This window comes from Limnohabitans sp. (genome assembly GCF_040401135.1).
In the GTDB taxonomy this organism is placed as follows: domain Bacteria; phylum Pseudomonadota; class Gammaproteobacteria; order Burkholderiales; family Burkholderiaceae_C; genus Limnohabitans.
Map to the genome: position 1 here is coordinate 49,014 of NZ_JBBAOV010000008.1, position 21,159 is coordinate 70,172.

The 21,159-nt window shown below is 56.6% G+C and carries 20 protein-coding genes; 11 read left to right on the forward strand and 9 right to left on the reverse strand.

The features are described from left to right. Positions 1-84 precede the first annotated feature (84 nt). Genes ABWP81_RS03870 through ABWP81_RS03880 form a run of 3 tightly spaced genes read left to right on the forward strand, consistent with a single transcriptional unit; the run spans position 85 to position 1,738 of the window. Positions 85-672: an SET domain-containing protein gene (locus tag ABWP81_RS03870; protein WP_353139641.1), complete on the forward strand. Its 588-nt coding sequence runs from the start codon at positions 85-87 to the stop codon at positions 670-672. Positions 673-677: 5 nt separating this feature from the next. Beyond that, positions 678-1,514 (forward strand): biotin--[acetyl-CoA-carboxylase] ligase, encoded by an 837-nt coding sequence (locus tag ABWP81_RS03875; RefSeq protein ID WP_353139644.1) that lies wholly within the window; start codon positions 678-680, stop codon positions 1,512-1,514. 29 nt (positions 1,515-1,543) lie between these two features. Further along, positions 1,544-1,738, forward strand: a complete 195-nt coding sequence (locus ABWP81_RS03880) for a hypothetical protein (protein WP_353132192.1) — start codon at positions 1,544-1,546, stop codon at positions 1,736-1,738. Positions 1,739-1,780: 42 nt separating this feature from the next. Here the strand turns inward: ABWP81_RS03880 and katG are convergent, their stop codons facing one another. Beyond that, positions 1,781-4,000 (reverse strand): catalase/peroxidase HPI, encoded by a 2,220-nt coding sequence (gene katG / locus ABWP81_RS03885; RefSeq protein WP_353139647.1) that lies wholly within the window; start codon positions 3,998-4,000, stop codon positions 1,781-1,783. A 310-nt stretch (positions 4,001-4,310) separates the two neighbouring features. Between katG and ABWP81_RS03890 the strand changes: the two genes are divergently transcribed. After that, on the forward strand, positions 4,311-4,613 hold the full coding sequence (locus tag ABWP81_RS03890) for a hypothetical protein (protein WP_353139650.1): 303 nt from the start codon (positions 4,311-4,313) through the stop codon (positions 4,611-4,613). A 50-nt stretch (positions 4,614-4,663) separates the two neighbouring features. On the opposite strand, the gene ahpF is transcribed toward ABWP81_RS03890, so the two are convergent. The 4 genes from ahpF to ABWP81_RS03910 form a co-directional block, all read right to left on the reverse strand. Next, entirely contained in the window at positions 4,664-6,229 is a 1,566-nt protein-coding gene (gene ahpF, locus ABWP81_RS03895) for an alkyl hydroperoxide reductase subunit F (RefSeq protein WP_353139653.1), read from the reverse strand. Between the two features lie 203 nt (positions 6,230-6,432). Continuing rightward, positions 6,433-6,996: an alkyl hydroperoxide reductase subunit C gene (gene ahpC, locus ABWP81_RS03900; protein ID WP_353132184.1), complete on the reverse strand. Its 564-nt coding sequence runs from the start codon at positions 6,994-6,996 to the stop codon at positions 6,433-6,435. A 169-nt stretch (positions 6,997-7,165) separates the two neighbouring features. Continuing rightward, a complete protein-coding gene (locus ABWP81_RS03905) occupies positions 7,166-8,224 on the reverse strand; it encodes an extracellular solute-binding protein (protein ID WP_353139656.1) in 1,059 nt (352 codons plus the stop codon). Positions 8,225-8,367: 143 nt separating this feature from the next. Beyond that, positions 8,368-9,987 carry an ABC transporter permease gene (locus ABWP81_RS03910; protein WP_353139659.1) on the reverse strand — a complete coding sequence of 540 codons (1,620 nt, stop codon included), beginning with the start codon at positions 9,985-9,987 and terminating at the stop codon, positions 8,368-8,370. A gap of 60 nt (positions 9,988-10,047) precedes the next feature. Here ABWP81_RS03910 and ABWP81_RS03915 point away from each other — a divergent pair, with 60 nt between their 5' ends. After that, positions 10,048-11,238: an ABC transporter ATP-binding protein gene (locus tag ABWP81_RS03915; protein WP_353139662.1), complete on the forward strand. Its 1,191-nt coding sequence runs from the start codon at positions 10,048-10,050 to the stop codon at positions 11,236-11,238. A gap of 2 nt (positions 11,239-11,240) precedes the next feature. Here the strand turns inward: ABWP81_RS03915 and ABWP81_RS03920 are convergent, their stop codons facing one another. Genes ABWP81_RS03920 through ABWP81_RS03930 form a run of 3 tightly spaced genes read right to left on the reverse strand, consistent with a single transcriptional unit; the run spans position 11,241 to position 13,923 of the window. Continuing rightward, the gene (locus ABWP81_RS03920; RefSeq protein ID WP_353139665.1) at positions 11,241-12,683 is read right to left on the reverse strand and encodes a sensor histidine kinase; all 1,443 of its coding nucleotides are present in this window, start codon (positions 12,681-12,683) and stop codon (positions 11,241-11,243) included. A gap of 18 nt (positions 12,684-12,701) precedes the next feature. Beyond that, entirely contained in the window at positions 12,702-13,376 is a 675-nt protein-coding gene (locus tag ABWP81_RS03925) for a response regulator (RefSeq protein WP_353132174.1), read from the reverse strand. Between the two features lie 37 nt (positions 13,377-13,413). After that, positions 13,414-13,923 (reverse strand): MarR family winged helix-turn-helix transcriptional regulator, encoded by a 510-nt coding sequence (locus ABWP81_RS03930; protein WP_353139668.1) that lies wholly within the window; start codon positions 13,921-13,923, stop codon positions 13,414-13,416. 140 nt (positions 13,924-14,063) lie between these two features. Here ABWP81_RS03930 and recA point away from each other — a divergent pair, with 140 nt between their 5' ends. Both recA and recX read left to right on the forward strand, forming a co-directional pair. Next, the gene (recA, locus tag ABWP81_RS03935) at positions 14,064-15,209 is read left to right on the forward strand and encodes a recombinase RecA (RefSeq protein WP_353139671.1); all 1,146 of its coding nucleotides are present in this window, start codon (positions 14,064-14,066) and stop codon (positions 15,207-15,209) included. A 78-nt stretch (positions 15,210-15,287) separates the two neighbouring features. Beyond that, positions 15,288-15,722: a recombination regulator RecX gene (gene recX / locus ABWP81_RS03940; protein ID WP_502905510.1), complete on the forward strand. Its 435-nt coding sequence runs from the start codon at positions 15,288-15,290 to the stop codon at positions 15,720-15,722. Here recX and argC read toward each other — a convergent pair. After that, positions 15,719-16,636 carry an N-acetyl-gamma-glutamyl-phosphate reductase gene (gene argC, locus ABWP81_RS03945; RefSeq protein ID WP_353139677.1) on the reverse strand — a complete coding sequence of 306 codons (918 nt, stop codon included), beginning with the start codon at positions 16,634-16,636 and terminating at the stop codon, positions 15,719-15,721. The genes recX and argC overlap by 4 nt on opposite strands. 161 nt (positions 16,637-16,797) lie before the next feature. Here argC and sucC point away from each other — a divergent pair, with 161 nt between their 5' ends. The 4 genes from sucC to ABWP81_RS03965 form a co-directional block, all read left to right on the forward strand. After that, positions 16,798-17,958 (forward strand): ADP-forming succinate--CoA ligase subunit beta, encoded by a 1,161-nt coding sequence (gene sucC / locus ABWP81_RS03950; RefSeq protein ID WP_353132164.1) that lies wholly within the window; start codon positions 16,798-16,800, stop codon positions 17,956-17,958. A 9-nt stretch (positions 17,959-17,967) separates the two neighbouring features. After that, the gene (sucD, locus tag ABWP81_RS03955) at positions 17,968-18,864 is read left to right on the forward strand and encodes a succinate--CoA ligase subunit alpha (protein ID WP_353139680.1); all 897 of its coding nucleotides are present in this window, start codon (positions 17,968-17,970) and stop codon (positions 18,862-18,864) included. Positions 18,865-18,991: 127 nt separating this feature from the next. Next, positions 18,992-19,507, forward strand: coding sequence for a pilin (locus ABWP81_RS03960; RefSeq protein WP_353139683.1), 516 nt, complete (start codon positions 18,992-18,994; stop codon positions 19,505-19,507). Between the two features lie 75 nt (positions 19,508-19,582). After that, positions 19,583-21,159, forward strand: a 1,577-nt coding sequence (locus ABWP81_RS03965; RefSeq protein WP_353139686.1) for a PglL family O-oligosaccharyltransferase, incomplete at its 3' end; no start/stop codon positions are given.

Here is a 21,159-nt window from a genome sequence, read left to right on the forward strand (position 1 = left end):
ACAATTTGCATCTCTCGCGTGCGCACGCGCGCCCATACGCGCGCACGCACATGCGTACGTATCAAAGTTAACAGAAAAAAAACCTTGCCTAAAAAAACTACTGCCCAACCCCACGCGCCCATCAAAGGACGTCGCATTCAAACACGTCGCTCAGGTGTGCATGGCAAAGGTGTTTTTGCGCTGACGGATTTTGCCAAGGGCGAGATCATCATTGAGTACGTCGGCGAGATCATCAGCTGGAAAGAGGCGCTGCGCCGCCACCCGCACGACCCCACCGACCCCAACCACACGTTTTACTTTCACATCGACGAGAAGCATGTGATTGACGCGCTATACGGCGGCAACTCGTCGCGCTGGATCAACCACTCGTGCAAGCCTAGCTGTCAGCCTGATGAAGAAAACGGCCGCGTGTTCATCAAAGCCATCCGCGACATCAAGGCCGGCGAAGAGCTGAACTACGACTACGGTTTGGTCATTGATGCGCCCATGACCAAAGAGCTCAAGCTTGAATATCCGTGCTGGTGCGGCGCAAAGAAGTGCCGCGGAACTTTGTTGTCTTCCACGTCTGAATTTCCCAAAGGCAAAGACGCCAAAGCCAAGAAGTCCGACAAAAAGAAGTCGGATAAAAAGTCAGACAAGAAATCCGAAAAGACCAAAGCCAAAAAAGGCTAAGCCGCATGATCTGGCCTGCTGAAGACCTCTGGCTTGCGATGGTTGCTTTGCACCCGGGCTTGACGGTCGAGGTGCTGCCAGCGATTGACTCCACCAACACCGAGCTGATGCGTCGCGCCCGCGCTGGCCACGCCGAGTCCACGCTGTTGGTGGCCGAAACCCAAACCGCGGGCCGTGGCCGCCTAGGCCGCCCTTGGCACGGCGAAGCGGGCCATGCCCTCACCTTCTCATTGGGCCTCATGCTCAAGCCCGCCGATTGGTCTGGCTTGTCATTGGCGGTGGGTTTGTCGCTGGCGCGTAGTTTGGACCCGCAGGGCGAGCTGGGGGTGCGCTTAAAGTGGCCCAATGATTTGTGGGTGAAGCGCCCTCCTGTGTCCACCGGTACGCCATCTGGCTGGGGTAAATTGGCGGGTATTTTGATCGAGACAGCCTTGCCAACGGGCATCGGCCACAGCGGTGACGAAGGCCGAAGCCATGGCCAAGAGCCAGGCAGATATTGCGTGGTGGGCGTGGGCATCAACATCGCCCCGCCCGTGGCCGAGGGCTTGTCTACCGCGCCATTAGGCCTGCAAGACCTGCAAAGCGCCGTTACCGCGCCCGAGGTCTTAACCAAAGTGGCCGAGCCCTTGCTGGCTACTTTGTTGGCGTTTGAACGCGCAGGCTTTGCGCCGCTGCAAAACGCCTTCAATGCCCGAGATGCGTTGCATAACCTAAACGTCACGCTCAGTGATGGTCGCTACGGCGTGGCTAGGGGTGTAGATGCGACCGGCGCAATGCTGGTGGATACGGATCAAGGCCAAGAGGCTATCAGCAGCGCAGAGGTCAGCGTGAGGCCGGTTTAGCGTCAATTCAACCAACAAAGGTGGTGTTTATGAATTCAAAATTTTTGCTGCGCAACGTGGTGTATGTCTTGGCCGTGGCCAATCTTCTTTTTTGGCTGTGGAACGACGGCAGCTTGCGCTTTTTGGGCCTCGGTCCTAAGCCCGTGCAAGAACCGCAGCGCTTAGAAAACCAAGTGGACCCAGAGCTACTGAAGATCAAGCCAGCAGCTTCTGAGTCCAAATAAAAAAGCAACCCCCTCGTTTTGAGTAACGAAGGGGCGCTGGAGTTACTTCAAGTCGAAGCGGTCGAGATTCATCACCTTGGTCCATGCGGCGACGAAATCGTGCACGAACTTGCCCGCGTTGTCGTCTTGGGCATACACCTCGGAGATGGCGCGCAGCTGTGAGTTCGAGCCAAACACCAAGTCCACACGCGTCCCTGTCCATTTGACAGCGCCCGTTTTGCGGTCATGGGCCGCAAAGGCCTCTTCGCTCGCATCGGTAGGCGCCCACGCAACGCTCATGTCGGTGAGGGTGACAAAAAAGTCGTTGGTCAACTGGCCTACACGTTGTGTGAACACACCATGCTTGCCGCCGCCTGTGTTGGCGCCCAAGACGCGCAAGCCACCGACCAGCACCGTCATTTCTGGTGCGCTCAAGGTCAGCAGCTGCGCTTTGTCGATCAACATTTCTTCGGCGCGCATGCGATAGGTCTTCTTTTGGTAGTTGCGGAAACCATCGGCGACGGGCTCCATCACACCAAAAGACTCGGCATCGGTGTGCTCGGCCGTGGCATCTGTACGACCTGGGGCAAAAGGCACCACCACGGTGTGGCCAGCGGCTTTGGCTGCGGCCTCAACCGCTGCGCCGCCACCCAACACGATCAGATCGGCCAAAGAGACTTGTTTGCCGCCTGCGGCGCTGGCGTTGAAGTCTTTTTGGATTTTTTCCAGGGCAGACAACACTTTGGCCAGATGAGCAGGGTCGTTGGCTTCCCAGTCCTTTTGTGGGGCCAGACGCACGCGAGCACCGTTTGCTCCGCCGCGCTTGTCGGAACCGCGGAAGCTACTGGCCGAAGCCCACGCAGCTGCCACCAATTCAGAAACGCTGACGCCGCTTGCCAAAATTTTGGCTTTCAGGCTGGCAATGTCGTTGCCGTCAACCACGGCGTGCTTGAGTGCGGGCACAGGGTCTTGCCAAATCAGGTCTTCGGCGGGCACTTCTGGGCCGAGGTACAGGTTTTTAGGTCCCATGTCGCGGTGAGTCAGCTTGAACCAAGCGCGAGCATAGGCATCGGCAAACTCGTCGGGGTTGGCATGGAAGTGACGTGAGACTTTTTCGTAAGCGGGGTCGAAGCGCAGCGAAAGGTCAGCCGTGGTCATCATGGGCGCGTGCTTCTTGCTGGGGTCGTGCGCGTCGGGAATCATGTCTTCAGGCGCGCAGTTCTTGGCCGTCCACTGGATAGCGCCCGCTGGGCTGTTGACTTTTTCCCATTCGTATTTAAAGAGCACTTTGAAATAACCCATGTCCCACTGTGTTGGGTTGGGTTTCCAGGCGCCTTCAAAGCCGCTGGTGGTGGTGTCGCCGCCTTTGCCTGTGCCGTGGCTGTTGATCCAGCCAAAGCCCATCTCTTGCAAAGGTGCGCCTTCTGGCTCGGGCCCGACTTTGGCGGGGTCGCCCGCGCCGTGCATCTTGCCAAAGGTGTGGCCGCCAGCGACCAAGGCCACGGTTTCGTAGTCGTTCATGGCCATGCGGGCGAAGGTTTCGCGCACGTCTTTGCCCGACAACAAGGGGTCAGGGTTGCCATCTGGGCCTTGTGGGTTCACATAGATCAGGCCCATTTGCACCGCAGCCAGAGGGCTTTCAAGTTCGCGGTCGCCACTGTATCGGCTGTTGGGCTTGTCGCTGGTGGCCAGCCATTCTTTTTCTGCGCCCCAAAACACATCCTCTTCGGGAGCCCAAATGTCAGCGCGGCCGCCGCCGAAACCGAATGTCTTGAAACCCATGGTCTCCATGGCCACGTTGCCGCACAACACGAACAAGTCGGCCCATGAAATTTTGTTGCCGTACTTTTTCTTGATGGGCCACAACAAGCGGCGACCTTTGTCAAGGTTGCCGTTGTCGGGCCAGCTGTTGATGGGGGCAAAACGTTGATTGCCTGTGTTCGCACCGCCGCGTCCGTCCGCCGTGCGATAGGTGCCGGCAGCGTGCCATGAGAGACGAATGAACAAACCACCGTAGTGGCCCCAGTCGGCCGGCCACCATTCTTGGGACTCGGTCATGAGCGCAGCCAAATCTTTTTTGAGCGCCGCGTAATCTAGCTTTTTGAACTCCTTGTGGTAGTCAAAACCTGCATCCATTGGGCTTGACGCCGGCTGGTGTTGGTGCAGGATGGCAAGGTTGATCTGGTTGGGCCACCAATGCGCATTGGACTGGGCACCGCTGGTGCTCCGAGCGCCTGGGCTTGCGTTGAAAGGGCATTTTCCAGCCGCTGAACTTTGACTCATGTCGTATCTCCTGGTGAAGTGAATGATGGAAACAAACCTCTGTGCTCATTAGGCCAACGCTGTAGGAGCGAGCATTTCTTCTAGGGGCGAGACGGCGCATGTGTTTTTAGTTTGCTGCATAACCGCCCCTTGGAAAATCAAGGTGCATCCATTATTGGATGGACTATCAACACATTCCACATGATTGTTTCTATCTATGCAATAGCGAATGCTAATCAGGTTGCGTGCGTTTATAAGGGTTATCCATCGTGGGAAGCCGGACTTGGTTTTTTTAGCATGGGCATGTCTATTTTTTGCAGGAGCGAATGCGATGAACGACATTGATCACCTGCCCGCTGTCAGACAAGGTGTTTGGTTTTATGGCGGCCTAACTGCATGCCCCGTTCGCATTGTTCAGCACGATATGCTGTGCGGCACGCATGACCCAGAGGACCCACATGAGCTTGCCGACGACCGCATGACTGATTGCTTTTATATCCGCTACCAGCCGCCTGGTCGGGGAAAGGATTGGCACGATGGGGGCACTGCGCTGAGTTTGCGCGAGGCCCTATTTTTGGCGCAGCGTAAATTGGGGCCGGTTTTGCAATGGGCTGATGAGGCCCCTCGCCCATAAGCTTTGACGCCAGACCCGCGGGTGAGTCTGGCGGGCTGGACTTGGGGTTTTTAAGCCATTACAGGCTGGCGAATCAAGTAATCAAACGCAGACAAAGCCGCCTTTGAGCCTTCACCCGCAGCGATGATGATTTGCTTGAAGGGCACGGTGGTGCAGTCACCCGCCGCAAATACGCCGGGTATGCTGGTGTGGCCTTTGTCATCAATCTCGATTTCACCGAACTTGCTTAAGTCCAACGCGCCTTTTAAAAACTCGGTGTTGGGTATCAAGCCGATTTGCACAAAGACGCCCTCCAGCTCAATGTGATGCACGCTGTCAGTGGCGCGGTCTTTGTAGCTCAGGCCATTGACCTTGCCACCCTCGCCCGTGATTTCAGTGGTTTGTGCATTGGCGTGAATGGTCACGTTGGGCAAGCTTTTAAGTTTGTTCACCAATACCGCGTCGGCTTTGAGTTGGTCGGCAAACTCAATCAAGGTGACGTGCGCCACCAAGCCCGCCAAATCGATGGCAGCTTCCACGCCTGAGTTGCCGCCACCAATGACGGACACACGTTTGCCTTTGAACAAGGGGCCGTCGCAATGGGGGCAATAGGCCACGCCTTTGTTTTTGTACTCGGCTTCGCCGGGCACGTTCACATTGCGCCAGCGTGCGCCGGTGGACAAGATGACGCTCTTGGCTTTGAGCACGCCCCCGTTTTCTAAGTGCACCTCAGTTAAGCCGCCTTCTTCGGACGCGGGCACGATTTGGCTGGCGCGTTGCATGTTCATCACGTCCACACCGTAGTGGTGCACTTGCGCTTCCAAGTCGGCGGCCAGTTGCGGGCCGTTGGTCTCAAGCACCGAGATGTAGTTTTCAATCGACATGGTGTCGTTCAATTGGCCGCCAAAACGTTCAGCCGCAATACCCACGCGAATGCCTTTTCGTGCGGCGTACACCGCGGCAGCTGCACCGGCAGGGCCGCCGCCCACGATCAACATGTCGTAAGGGGCTTTGTCACTCATCTTTACAGCGTCGCGGGCGGCGGCGTTAGTGTCGAGCTTGGCCACGATTTCTTCCACGCTCATGCGGCCCGAGCCAAACACTTGGCCGTTCAAGAACACCATAGGTACGGCCATGATTTGGCGGTCTTCCACTTCCTTTTGGAACGCGCCGCCTTCAATCACCACGGTCTTGACCTTGGGGTTGACGATGGCCATCAGCGCCAGCGCTTGAACCACATCGGGGCAGTTGTGGCAGCTCAGGGACATGAAGACCTCAAAGTTGAAGTCGCCATCCAGGCCTTTAATGCTGTCGATTACTTCTTGCTCCACCTTGGGTGGGTGCCCGCCCGTCCACAACAAGGCCAACACCAAAGAAGTGAACTCGTGGCCGAGCGGCAAACCAGCAAAGCGCACGCCCTGTGTTTCACTCTCGCGCACCACCGCAAATGATGGCTTGCGTGCATCGTTGCCCGAGGTGTCGAGCGTGACTTTGTCAGACAAGCCGACGATGGTGTTGAGCAGTTCACCCATGTCTTTGCCGGTTTCGCTGTCGTCGAGTGAGGCGACCAAACGAACGGGCTGGCGCAGCATGCCGAGGTACTGTTGAAGTTGTGTTTTGAGTGCGTCGTCGAGCATGGTGTTTTCCTATTTCAGGGTGCAAAACCCTTGGGCCATGGGCTTGTGGCGCTGGCTTGATGGGTTGATCGGGGTGGGGTTCGTTGAGGACAACGCACGGGCTAAAGAAAATGCCCAAGGCCATGCGTTGCGGTCAACGTCCTGCGTCAGCAGGCTTAGACCTTTTTAGCGCCCTGCAAAAGTAGGGCGAGATTAATGTCGAATTAGATCTTGCCGACCAAGTCGATCGATGGAGCCAAAGTCTTCGCGCCTTCTTTCCACTTCGCTGGGCACACTTGGCCTGGGTTAGCGGCGGTGTACTGAGCGGCAGTCAACTTGCGCAGTGTTTCAGATACGTCACGCGCGATTTCGTTGGAATGGACTTCCATGGTCTTGATCATGCCTTCTGGGTTGATCACGAAGGTGCCGCGCAAGGCCAAGCCGTCTTCTTCAATGTGCACGCCAAAAGCGCGTGTCAACTTGTGTGTGGGGTCGCCGATCAATGGGAACTTTGCTTTGCCCACAGCAGGTGAAGTCTCGTGCCACACTTTGTGTGAGAAGTGGGTGTCGGTGGTGACGATGTAAACCTCAGCACCGACTTTTTGGAACGCGGCGTAGTTGTCAGCAGCGTCTTCGATTTCTGTGGGGCAGTTGAAGGTAAAAGCGGCTGGCATGAAGATGAACACGTTCCACTTGCCTTTGAGGCTGGCTTCGGTGACTTCGATGAACTTGCCGTTGTGGAAAGCTTGGTTTTTAAATGGCTGAACTTGTGTATTGATCAAAGACATGTGGGTCCCTTTGGGTGGTTGATAAAAACTATCGAATGAGAAAAATTCATTGATAGCAATGGTAAACCCTAAAAGTGAAAACCCTGATTGGTTGTCTCTATGGCTCCGATTGAAGCAGCCATGCCCCAGATGGTCTTGTTGTCACAAGTTAGTCAAACTCTTGCGGATTTTATTTAAACCCCACGCGGTCCAACATTTGTTGCACCTTGATTTGGTTCATGCCCACGGCGCTGATGGGCACCAACTCGCTTTTGAAGTTGCCACCGGTCATGGCTTTGAGGGCTGGGTTGTCCAGCTTCATGTTCTTGACGACGGGCCATTCGTTGTTGCCATTGGCAAAGTGGTTTTGCGCTTCGGGGCTGACGAGGTATTCCAAGAACTTCACGGCGTTGGCTTGGTTCTTTGAATAACGTGCCACTGCGCCACCAGCCACGTTGACATGCGTGCCCCAGCTTTGTTGGTTGGGAAACACCACGCCCACGCGTTCGGCCAGCGCTTTGTCGGCGGGGTTGGTGGAGCGCATCAAGCGCGCCAAGTAATAGGTGTTGGTCACGGCAATGCCGCATTCGCCGCTGGCCACTGCTTTGATTTGGTCGGTGTCGCCACCTTTGGGGGCGCGTGCCATGTTGTCGACCAAGCCTTTGAGCCATGCCTCGGTAGCAGCGGGACCGAGGTGTTCGGTCATCGCGCCAAACAAGCTCAGGTTGTAGGGGTGCGAGCCTGAGCGGATGCACAGCTTGCCTTTGTTCCTGGGGTCAGCCAGCTCTTCGTAGGTGTCCACATCTTCGCGTTTGACTTTGAGTTTGTCGTACACCACCACGCGAGCGCGGGTGGACAAACCAAACCAAGCGGTGCCGCCGTCGTCGGTGGGCTTAGCGCGCAACTGAGCGGGAATGGCTGTTTCTAAGGTTTTGGACTTGATGGGCAAGAACATGCCATCCACCTCGCCGCGCCACAAACGCGCAGCGTCGACCAACAAGATGACGTCAGCTGGCGAAGCACTGCCCTCGGCTTTGAGTCGGGCGATGATGCCTGCGTCGTCTGAATCCACGCGATTGATCTTGATGCCCGTGGCTTTGGTGAAGTCGCTGTAAAGCGCTTCATCTGTGGGGTAGTGACGGGCTGAGTACAGGTTAATGACTTGATCATCAGCCAAGACCAACGAGCTGAACAAGCCAGCGGTGAGAGCAGAAATTGCCAATGACAAAACGGTGAGGGTGCGGCGCATGAAGCGACTCCAAGTAAAAAAAGCTTGGAGTCAGTGTAACCAAATGCGAATCATTATCATTTGATCTAGATCAAATGCCCTTTTCGAATGCACAGGTTTAGTTGAGATTGCGGGCCTGCTGATTAGCTGCAGCTCAGCCGGCCTTAGTTGCGGCGAAGCGTGCGGCTGAGCAAAATAACGGGCAACAAGCCCACCAACACCAAAGCCAAGGACGGCAGAGCAGCCTCACCCAAACGTTCGTCACGCGCCAGTTGGTAGGCCATCACCGCCAAAGTGTCGGTATTGAAGGGTCTCAGCACCAAGGTGGCGGGCAGCTCTTTCATCACATCGACCAGCACCAGCAACGCGGCAGCGGCGACGGGTTTTTTAAGCAAGGGCCAATGCACGAGGCGCACCAGCGAAAAACCAGACGTGCCCAACATGCGCGCACTGTCGTCCAGCGAGGCCGGCACGCGCGCGTAGCCGCTTTGCACCGACTGCAACGCCACCGCCACAAAGCGTACAAGGTACGCCCACACTAAACCCAGCACCGTGGCGGTCAGCCAAAAGCCCACGCCCGACTGCGGCCACGTGGCCTGCACCCAACCCACAGGCAACAGCAAGCCCACCACAATCACCGCGCCAGGCACGGCATAGCCCAAGCTCACCACGCCCATCACTTGACGTGTCAGCCAGTTGGGATGGAGGCGGGCTTGTGCGGCCAGCAGCAACGCAGCGCCTACTGCCAGCAGCGCCGTCAAGCCGCCCAACGACAAGCTGGTGACCGACCATTGCACAAAGCGTGACCAAGGTAAGTCCTTCACGCCGTCACCTTGCAGCAAGGCGCGGACCATGAAGAGCACGGGCAACACAAAGCCAAACAACACAGGCAGCACGCACAGCGTCCACACAAAAGCGGCAGATACGCCGTGCAATTTCAAAGGTTGCGACTCGCTGCCGTGGCGATCCACGCCGGTGCTGGAAAAGCGCAAGCGCGATTGCGCACGTTGCTCGGCAGCTAACAAGACGACGACCACCACCAAAAGCAAGGTAGCCAGTTGCGCGGCGGCAATGCGGTTGTCCATTACCAGCCATGCCTTGTAAATACCAGCGGTGAAGGTTTGAATGCCAAAGTAGCTTGACACACCAAAGTCGGCCAGCGTTTCCATCAAGGCTAAGGCCGTGCCCGCTGCAATAGCAGGGCGAGCCAGTGGCAAGGCCACGCGTAATATGCGTCGCGACAGTGGTGCGCCCAGTAAGCGAGCAGCTTCCATCAAATGGTTGGCACGTTCAGACAGGGCAGTGCGAGCCAGCAAATACACATAAGGGTATAGCGCAAGGGTGAACACACATGCTGCGCCCCACACATTGCGCACTTCAGGAAATACTCGGCCCTCTAAGCCAAACACAGCGCGAATGCTGGTTTGCAGTGGGCCGCTGAATTGCAAATAATCGGTGTAGGCATAAGCCACCACATAAGCAGGCATAGCCAGTGGCAAAAGCAGAGCCCATTCCAAACTGCGGCGCATCGGAAAGTCAAACAGCGTCACCGCTGCCGCAGACACCGTGCCCATGCTGATGACGCCCATACTCACCAGCGCGCACAGCAAAAGCGAGGTGCCCACATAGTCGGGCAGCACCGTGCTCGCCATCCCGGCCAAGATACTGGCCGACGCAGCGTTCCACTGTGCCCATGAAAACAGCACAGTCAACACTGGCAGTGCCAACAGCAATGCGAGCACGGCCAACACACAGCGCAAAAACAAGCGGGAGCTAAAAACCATGCGGCATTGTAGGTAGCCGCACAGCCTGTGGCATTAAAGGGCCGTCTCTACAATGACGCTATGTTTTTAGATGTTGCCCAGCTCTCCGTCAGCTATCCCGAACGTACCCGCCCCTCGGTCGACCGTGTGACCTTGGGCCTGCGTGCTGGCGAAGTGGGTGTGCTCATCGGCCCATCGGGCTGCGGCAAAACCACGCTGTTGCGTGCAGTGGCCGGCCTTGAGCGTGCCAGCGCGGGTGACATTCGTTTGGCCCAATCGGTGGTCAGCAATGGCCGTGTGCATGTGGCCCCCGAGGCGCGCCGCATTGGCATGGTCTTTCAAGACTACGCCCTGTTCCCCCATTTGAGCGTGCACGACAACGTGAACTTTGGTCTGCACAAGCTGCCCAGAGCCGAGCGCGAAGCGCGTGTGCGCGAGGTGCTGGCGCTCGTAGGCTTGAGCAGCAGTGCACAGCGTTACCCACACGAGCTGTCGGGCGGTCAGCAGCAGCGCGTGGCTTTGGCCCGTGCATTGGCACCCAAGCCGCAACTTTTGCTACTTGACGAGCCGTTCTCTAACCTTGATGTAGAGCTGCGCGAGCGCTTGGCCTTAGAAGTGCGCAGCATTTTGAAAGAAGCGCAAACCACCGCCTTGTTTGTGACGCATGACCAAATGGAAGCCTTTGCCATTGGCGACGTAATTGGCGTCATGTCGGAAGGCCGCTTGCACCAGTGGGACGATGCCTACACCTTGTACCACCGCCCTGCCACGCGCTTTGTGGCCGAGTTCATTGGCCACGGTGTTTTCACGCCTGCCACGCTGCGTGAAGAGAACAACCAAATCGTGGTGCATACGCCCATGGGCGATTTGGTGGACGTGGCCGAGTGCCCACTGCCTTGCACGTTTGCATCGGGTGAGTGCGATGTGCTGCTGCGAGCCGACGACATCGTGCATGACGACGATGCGCCAGTCAAGGCGGAGATCATTCGCAAATCATTCCGCGGCTCAGAGTTTTTGTACACTTTGCGCTTAAAAACTGGCGAGTCAGTGATGGCCCATGTGCCCAGCCACCACGACCACAAGTTGGGCGAGTGGATTGGCATTCGTGCCGAAGTGGATCATGTGGTGACGTTTAATCGTGCATGCCCTGTGAATGGCAACGACTTATGCAACATGCCGTGTGCCGAGCATGAAGCGCCGCGTCAAAACGCGCTAGCGCAAATACCGGTAGCCGCTCACACACAAGCCATTCACTTTCATCAAAAGCCATAGGCTTAAGCCTGTGTATTTGAAAAACGCACAGTGAAACGAGCGCCCGGCATGGCCTTGTCAGGCGTGGCATCTTCTAGCGTCACCACCGCGGCGTGTTGGCTAGCAATTTCCATCACGATCGGAAGGCCCAGACCCGAGCCATCAGCCTCTGTACCCAAGGCGCGGTAGAAAGGCAGAAACACCAAGTCGCGTTCGGCTTCGGAAATGCCGGGCCCTGAATCTTCCACCTGCAGCACCACCACTTTGCCAAACTTGTCGGCCAGCAAGCGCACGGTTATCACGCCGGGATTGTCTTGGGTGGAGGGGGTGTAGTTGATGGCGTTGTCCACCAAGTTGCGCACCATTTCTTTGAGCAGTGTGGGGTTGCCCATCACACGTAAACCAGTGCTTCCCGGCACGGCGCCTTCGTAGCCGAGGTCGATGTACTTGTCCATCGCGCGAGGCAGGGAGTCTTGAATCACGTCGCTCACCAAGCTGACCAGATCACACGGACTGCGTGCAATTTGGGTGCTGCCACTTTCGGCGCGAGCCAGTGACAACAGTTGGTTGACGGTGTGAGTCGCGCGAATGCTGCCGCGGCCAATGAGCTTGAGGGATTGCTTGAGTTCATCCGCACTTGAATCTGCGCGCTGAGCCAAATCGGCCTGCATTCGCAACCCTGCCAGTGGTGTTTTAAGCTGATGCGCGGCATCGGCCAAAAAGCGTTTTTGTGTGGCAATGGATTCTTTGAGCCGCGTGAGCAAGTCGTTGATGGACGCCACCAGCGGAGCCACTTCTTGCGGCACGGCGAATTCGTCAAGAGGGCTCAAATCGTCTGGCCTGCGCAAACGAATACGCTCTTCGAGTTTGTTCAGGGGCCGAATGCCACGCGCCAAGGCCAGCCATACAAGGAGCACAGCAAGGGGCAAGATGACGAACTGCGGCAGCATCACGCCTTTGATAATTTCGGTGGCCAATACCGAGCGTTTTTCTAACGTTTCGCCAACTTGAACAAGTACCAGTTTGGCGCCTGGTATTGCCACGCGAACCCAGGTGTAGGCCACACGCACCTCAGCGCCGCGCATTTCATCGTCGCGAATTCGCACCTCGCCGGGCAGGGGCTGCTCTTCGTCGGTGGGCAGGGGAAAGTCGCGTTCACCACTCACAAACTCGCCGTGCGTGCCCAGCACTTGGTAGTAAATCAAGTCGGCTTCGTCGGCACGCAAAATCTCGCGGGCGGGCAACGGGAGATTGAAATAAACACGCGTTTGATCGCTCTTGACGAGTTGCGCCAAGGCTTGCACGTTGTACTCCAAGCCCCGGTCAAACGGACGCCCGGCAATGTTTTGTGCCACCAGCCATGTGAGCGCCAAACTGACCGGCCATAGCAGCAGCAGCGGCGTAAGCATCCAATCCAAAATCTCGCCAAACAGCGAGTGTTGCTCGCGCCGAAATAGCTTTGCCATGCGTGTCTGAAGGCGTTGTTAGCCTGGGATTTTTTCTAGGCAATAGCCCAGGCCGCGAACGGTGGCAATGCGGATGGGGCCTTTTTCAATCTTTTTGCGCAGACGGTGGATGTACACCTCAATCGCGTTGTTGCTAACCTCTTCGCCCCACTCGCACAAGCGCTCGACCAACTGGTCTTTACTCACCAAACGACCGGTGCGTTGCAGCAACACTTCGAGCAAACCCAGTTCACGAGCCGAGAGCTCAACCATCTTGCCGTCGATGCTGGCAACGCGACCGGTTTGGTCATACACCAGTGGGCCGTGCTTGATGCTGGAAGATGTGCCGCCCATGCCGCGACGCGTGAGGGCGCGCACGCGGGCTTCGAGTTCTTGCAGACTGAAGGGTTTGGCCATGTAGTCATCAGCGCCGTAGTCCAAACCTTTGACGCGTTCTTCCACGCCGTCAGCCGCCGTGAGGATGAGCACGGGCATGGAGGAGCCGCGTGAGCGTAGGCGTTTGAGCACTTCAAGGCCGTGCATTTTGGGCAGGCCCAAGTCCAAAATTAGTAAATCAAATTCGTCGGTGGTCATCAAGGCGGCGTCGGCTTCGGAGCCACTGGCCACGTGATCTGCGGCAGCGCCAGAAGCGCGCAAGGTGCGCAATAGGCCATCGGCTAAGACCAGGTCGTCTTCTGCAATCAGGATGCGCATGTTGTTGTCTCCAGCTTTGTTCGTGTTTTTAGAAGTATCAGGGGTGCGATTCTATGCTCGCGTCGCCGCCTGCATAGACCTCCAACCCTAAGTTGACCACCGTTGCGACGTCTACGCCCACTTCTTGTTTGAACTCGGCCTCGGTTTGCGCCACCGCTTGCTTAAAGGCGCTTAGCCAAGCGAGCCCCGTGGCGGTAAACACAATGCGCCGTGCCCGGGCGTCTTGCGGGTCGGGTGTGCGTTGCACCAAGCCCCACGCTTCGCATTGGGTCACAAGATCGCCCATGGCCTGTTTGCTCATGCCGGCGCTGGCGGCTAGGTCGATCAGGCGCGAGCCCTCCAGGCTCAGGTGGCGGGTAATGTGGATGTGTGCAGCGCTCACCTGTGCCCGGGCGGCGAGGTTGGACAGGGCCAAAGGCACATCCTCGTTGTCCGCCATCAGGTGCAGCACGCGGGCGTCAAAGCGGCGCATGGCGTGTCCCAGCAGACGGCCAAGGTGGATCTGCCGCCAGTCTTGCTGGTTGGAAAAGGTGAGTAAAGTAGCCATTTTTATATGGTAAGGCAAACTGACCAAAAAAAGTGTTTACAAGATATGACTTTGCGGTAAAGTACTGATCAAGCATCCAGTTGTTGTTAAACACAGTTGCTGGATATTCTCGGTAAGCCTTTGTTTTAATGGAGATTTTTATGAACAGCAAATCCATCGTCGCTGACAGCGAAAAAGCCAAAGCCCTGCAAGCCGCCTTGGCGCAGATCGAAAAACAATTCGGCAAGGGCACCATCATGCGCTTGGGCGAAGGCGAAGTAATTGATGACATCCAAGTTGTGTCGACAGGCTCTTTAGGCTTGGACATCGCATTGGGCGTGGGCGGTTTGCCCCGTGGGCGCGTGATCGAAATCTACGGCCCAGAGTCATCAGGCAAAACCACACTCACTTTGCAAGTCATTGCCGAGATGCAAAAACAAGGCGGCACCTGTGCATTTGTGGATGCTGAGCACGCCTTGGATTCTCAATATGCCCAAAAGCTCGGCGTGAACTTGCAAGAGCTGCTGATCAGCCAGCCCGACACCGGCGAACAAGCCCTAGAAGTGGTGGACAGCTTGGTGCGTTCAGGCGCGGTGGATTTGGTGGTCATCGACTCGGTGGCTGCATTGACACCCAAGGCCGAACTCGAAGGCGACATGGGCGACTCATTGCCCGGCTTGCAAGCGCGATTGATGAGCCAAGCCCTGCGCAAATTGACAGCTTCGATCAAGAAGACCAACTGCACAGTGGTTTTTATCAACCAAATTCGCATGAAGATTGGCGTGATGTTTGGTTCACCCGAAACCACCACGGGTGGTAACGCGCTCAAGTTTTACGCCTCGGTACGTTTGGACATTCGTCGCACCGGCACCATCAAACGCGGTGACGAAGCGGTGGGCAATGAAACCCGCGTGAAAGTAGTGAAGAACAAAGTTGCGCCGCCTTTCAAGACGGCTGAGTTCGACATTTTGTTTGGCGAAGGTATCAGCCGCCAAGGCGAAATCATCGACATGGGCGTGAACGCCAAAGTGATCGAGAAGTCTGGCGCCTGGTATGCCTACAACGGCGAAAAAATCGGCCAAGGCCGCGACAACGCCCGTGAGTTTTTGCGCGAAAACGAAACCCTGGCTTTCGAGATCGAAAACAAAGTACGCGAATCTTTGGGCATTCCTTTGTTGGCCGGCGGCGTCGAAGCGCCTGCGGTGAAAGGAGAGAAAGCACCGAAGGCCGCCAAGGCCGCGAAAGAAGCAAAGGAAGTCAAGGGCGTGGCGGACGCTGATGCAGATGCCGACGGCGTGGTGGCTTAACAAGCGGGCCTTGTGACACACGACGTCGATTCAAACGTAGATGAGAAATCCAAGGCGAAAAGGGCCAACGGGTTTCAAATCTCGCTCAAAGGCCGGGCCTTGCGCTTGCTGTCGCAACGCGAGCACTCGCGCTTTGAGCTAGAGCGCAAGCTCAAAGCGTTTGAAGAAACGCCGGGTGAGTTGGCCGAGGCCTTGGATTTTTTGCAGGCCAAAGACTTCATCAACGAGCAGCGCGTGGTGGAGTCGGTGGTCAACCGTCGTTCCGCCAAGCTCGGTGCATCCCGGGTGCGTCAAGAATTGCAAGCCAAGAGGTTGCCTGTCGAGGCCATCGCCGAGGCCGTGCAAACGATGCGCAGCACCGAGCTAGAGCGGGCCCGTGAAGTGTGGCAAAAAAAGTTTGGCGAATCGCCAGTCGATCAAGCGGGGCGGGTCAAGCAAGTAAGGTTTTTAGTGAGCCGAGGGTTTGCGCCAGATGTCGTGCGTAAAGTCGTGGCTGGCGCAGAAGACTTTTAAACGCCCAGCATCAACTGCAAGTTCTGCACCGCAGCCCCGCTAGCGCCCTTACCCAAATTATCTAAACGCGCCATCAGCACCGCATGGCGATGGGTTTCGTTCTCAAAGACGCGAATTTCTAGTTTGTTGGTGTCGTTCAACGCGGTGGCGTCTAGCTTGCCGTTGTCGGTGGCAGGATGCACGCTGACCCAGCCTTCGGGGTGTTGGCCGTAGTGCTGTGCCAGCGCATCGTGCAGGTCAGCAGCTTTGGGCTTGCTAGGCAACATGTCTAAATGAATGGGCAGTTGCACCAACATGCCTTGGCGGAAGTTACCCACCGACGGCACAAACAAAGGCCGACGTGTGAGGCCGGTGTAGGCCATGATTTCTGAAATGTGTTTGTGCTCAAGGCCCAGTGCATAGGCTTCAAACAGCGGTGCTTTGCCCGCTTCGTAGTCTTCGATCATGGCGCGACCGCCGCCCGAGTAGCCGCTGACCGAAGGCAAGGCCACGGGAAAGTCTGCAGGTACCAAGCCTGCGTCTACCAAGGGGCGTAACAAAGCGATGGCGCCTGTTGCGTAACAGCCGGGGTTGGCCACGCGCTGTGCGTTTGCTACGGCGTCGCGTTGGCCGGCAGCAAGTTCAGGAAAGCCATAGACCCAACCAGGGGCCACACGGTGCGCGGTGGAGGCGTCGATGATCTTGGGTTTTTTGCCCGTCAGGCTATCTATCATGGCGACGGATTCACGCGCGTGGTCGTCGTGCAGGCACAGGATGACCATGTCCACTCCAGCCATCAACTCGCGTTTGGCTTCTGGGTCTTTGCGTTTGGAGGGGTCAATGCTGACCACTTCAATGCGCGGCATCTGAGCCAAGCGTTCGCGGATTTGTAAACCTGTGGTGCCGGCTTCGCCGTCGATGAAGACTTTAGACATGGTTGTAGCCAAAAAATTAAGCGCCGCTGGTAGCTTGTAAGCCAGTTAAAAGTTTGACGCGATTCATCATGATACATTCTCAAGGCTGTGTGCAGATCGGCTATTCGGTGCCGTAAAACACACATAACGTTACAAATCCACCGATTACTAAGAGAGATCTCATGAAGATTCACGAGTACCAAGGCAAGGAAATCTTGCGTCAATTTGGTGTGCCAGTGCCACGCGGTATCCCTGCGTTCACGGTACAAGAAGCAGTAGAAGCCGCGCAAAAATTGGGCGGCCCAGTTTGGGTTGTGAAAGCCCAAATTCACGCAGGCGGTCGCGGCAAAGGCGGCGGCGTCAAAGTGGCCAAGACCATGGAAGACTTAACCCGTTTGGCGGGCGAGATCTTGGGCATGCAACTCGTCACGCACCAAACTGGACCAGTTGGCCAAAAAGTCCGTCGTCTCTATATTGAAGACGGCGCTGACATCAACAAAGAATATTACGTGTCGGTTGTAACCGACCGTGCCACACAAAAGATTGCTTTCATCGCGTCAAGCGAAGGCGGCATGGACATTGAAGAAGTTGCTCACAGCACCCCAGAAAAAATCATCACCGAGTTCATTGACCCGTTGACTGGTTTGGGCGATGCACAAGCCAAGAAGATTGCAGATGCCATCGGCATGCCTGCTGACTCCACCGCGCAAGCTGTGGACATCTTCAAAAAGCTGTACCAGTGCTACATGGAAACCGACGCATCGTTGGTCGAAATCAACCCACTGAACCGCGACAGCAAAGGCAACGTGATGGCTTTGGATGCGAAGTTCAACTTCGATGCCAACGCTTTGTTCCGTCACCCAGAAATCGTGGCTTACCGCGATTTGGACGAAGAAGATCCAGCTGAAGTGGAAGCTTCCAAGTTTGACCTGGCCTACATCTCTCTGGACGGCAACATTGGTTGCTTGGTCAACGGCGCTGGCTTGGCCATGGCCACCATGGACACCATCAAGTTGTTCGGCGGCGAGCCAGCTAACTTCTTGGACGTGGGCGGCGGCGCAACTGCTGAGAAAGTCACGGAAGCGTTCAAGATCATGTTGGCGAACAAGAATGTCAAAGGCATCTTGGTCAACATCTTCGGCGGCATCATGAAGTGCGACACCATCGCCAGCGGCGTGATCACAGCTTGCAAAGCCGTGAACTTGTCCGTGCCATTGGTGGTGCGTATGAAGGGTACCAACGACGAGTTGGGCAAGAAAATGTTGGCCGAATCAGGTCTGCCCATCATCTCTGCCGACACCATGGCAGAAGCTGCAACCGCTATCGTTGCCGCTGTTAAGTAAGGACACCAAATGTCAATCTACATCAATAAAAACACCAAGGTCATCACCCAAGGTATCACTGGCAAAACCGGTCAGTTCCACACTGAAAAGTGCATCGAGTACGCAAACGGCAAAAACTGTTTCGTCGCGGGTGTGAACCCCAAGAAGGCTGGCGAAAAGATTTTTGACGTACCAATCTTTGCATCTGTCAAAGAAGCTGCACACAACACCGGTGCAACTGTTTCTGTGATCTACGTGCCACCCGCTGGCGCTGCGGCAGCTATTTGGGAAGCGGTTGAAGCCGACCTCGACTTGGCCATCTGTATCACCGAAGGCATCCCTGTCCGTGACATGCTCGAGTTGCGCAACAAAATGAAAGCCAAGGAAGCTGCTGGCGGCAAGAAGACTTTGTTGCTTGGCCCCAACTGCCCTGGTTTGATCACGCCTGACGAAATCAAGATCGGCATCATGCCTGGTCACATCCACCGCAAAGGTCGCATCGGCGTGGTGTCACGTTCTGGCACATTGACGTACGAAGCCGTGGCGATGTTGACCGAAGTTGGCTTGGGTCAATCCAGCGCTGTCGGTATCGGTGGCGACCCGATCAATGGTTTGAAGCATATCGATGTGATGCAAGCGTTCAACGACGATCCAGACACCGACGCTGTCATCATGATTGGTGAAATCGGTGGACCAGACGAAGCCGAAGCCGCCATGTGGTGCAAGGCCAATATGAAGAAGCCAATCGTTGGCTTTATCGCTGGTGTGACTGCCCCTCCAGGCAAGCGCATGGGCCATGCGGGTGCTTTGATTTCCGGCGGTGCAGACACTGCAGATGCCAAGCTGGCCATCATGGAAGAGTGCGGCTTCATCGTCACACGCAACCCCTCTGAATTGGGCAAATTGCTCAAAGCACAGCTGAAGTAATCTCTTTCGGGAATTGCGACAAAAAAGCGAGCGGTGGAAACACCGCTCGCTTTTTTTGTACTCGCGCACCTGCCTTTATTACGTGGGCGCTGCCTAGAATTCGTGCCCAACCTCCAAAGGACTTTCGATGAAACACACCCTGCAACGCGGCTTCACCTTGATCGAACTCATGATCGTGGTGGCCATCATTGGCGTGCTGGCCTCGGTGGCCTTACCTGCTTACCAAGACTACATGATTCGAGCGCGTGTGAGCGAGGGCCTAGGCCTAGCTTCTGCTGCTAAAACCAATGTGCTGGATGTGCTCAACAGCGGCAATATTGCCACCATTGGCGCGGATGGTTATAAGACAGGCTACAAGTTTGGCGGTGCGACCAAGAACATTAGCAGCATTGATATCGCAACAAGCACGGGCGTCATCACCATCACCACAACAGCCGCTGCAGGTGGCGGCAGCTTATTGTTGGTGCCGTTCACGAAGAGCGGCACAGCAGAGGCCGCTTTACCAGCGCCCACGGCCACCAGTGCATCAATTGATGGCGTGGTGCAGTGGAAGTGCATGGCCAAAGATGCAGCGGCGTTTGTGAGCGTATCCGTGCCCACCGATGCGTTGGACAAAAAATACGTGCCCAGCGACTGCAAATAAGCCGTCGCTGCTTCTCAACCAGGCGTCTTCGGACGCCTTTGTTTTTAGAGCGCAGGAGTGTTGGAAAATCAGCTCATGAATTTGTCAACCCATCCCAACACGCTGCTGCGCAATGTCATCTTGGTGTTGTGCGTGGCCCTGCCGTGGCTCAACCCATTTGCCAGTAGCCCGTCCACCGCCGTCATCCCCTTGTTGGTGAGTTGGATGCTGGCTGCGTGCGCTTTGTTAGCGGTAGTTGAGCTTCCCTATGCCATGCCGCGCTGGACGTTTTCAGGGCGTGTCATCTGTGCGGTGCTGATCGCTGGGCTGTCCGCTTCGCTGTTGTGGGTTCCGCAGGTGGTGGACCGCGCTTTGACGGCGGGCCTTGTGGCCTCGCTGATGTGCGTGTGGTTGATGGCTGCTGTAGGCAGACGTGCGGTAGCAGATGACGGCGTTTTGCATTGCTTGCTGCTTGGATTGCTAGCAGCGGCAGTGATCAGCGCCGTGCTAGGCCTGTTGCAGTATTTGGGCTGGGCGCGTGAGTTGTCGCCTTGGGTAAATCAGCCCGTGACGGGAGACGCGTTTGCAAACTTGCGTCAACGCAATCAGTTTGCATCCCTCACCAGCCTTGGGCTGGTGGCTTTGTTGGCTTGGGTGGTAGCGCAAACCAAAGCGCACACCATGTCGCGCTGGGGCTGGGCGTTAGCCCTGCTGTGCCTCAACGTTTTGGCCGCAGGCGTGGCGTGTTCGGTGTCACGCACAGGCGCGATGCAATGGGTGCTGGTGGGCATGATGGGGGCCGCTTGGGGCTGGCGCAGCACTAAGCAAGATGCTGGCATGGGTAGGGGTTTTGTGTGGTTAGCGCTGTCAGCGCCCGTGTTGGTTGCGGTGTGGTCGGTGCTGATGCCATGGCTGGCTTTGCAAACTACAGGCGATTGGGGTGCCAGCATGATCTTGCGCGTCACGGGTCAAGCGCAAGACTATGCAGCCTGCGGTGGCCGTCGTGTGTTGTGGGCCAATGTGATGACGCTGATTGCCCAGCAGCCTTGGTTGGGCTGGGGCTGGGGTGAGACCGACTATGCGCATTTCATGACAAGCTACAGTGGCTTGCGTTTTTGCGACATGCTCGACAACGCTCATAACTTTCCGTTGCATTTGACCCTCGAGTTGGGCGTGCCATTTGCACTGGCTGTCATGTCTGTCATGGCCTTGTGGGTGTTGCGCCGCAAGCCGTGGCGCGAGCAGCACGCTTGGCGGGCAATGGCTTGGTGCCTGTTAGTGGTGTTGGGTTTGCACAGCTTGCTGGAGTACCCGCTCTGGTACGGCCCCTTTCAAATGACTTTAGGTTTGGCCATCGGGTTGCTGTGGGCTGCGCCAGATGAACCCTCAGCACCTGTGACCCAAGAAGCCCAAGCCGCCTCTATGTTTGTGGCCGCGCTGTTGTTCATTGCCTGCCTGTACGCCGCGTGGGACTTCAACCGCGTGGGCCAAATTTACCGCCAAGCCGCGTCGCGTGATGCCGCGTATCGCGACAACCCTTTGCAGCACGCCAAGCAATCGTGGTTGTTCAAAAACCAAGCTGATTTTGCCGAGCTCACCACCCTAACTGTGACCACAGACAACGCTGCTGAGGTCTACCCACAAGGCCTGCGTTTGATGCACTACTCGCCTGA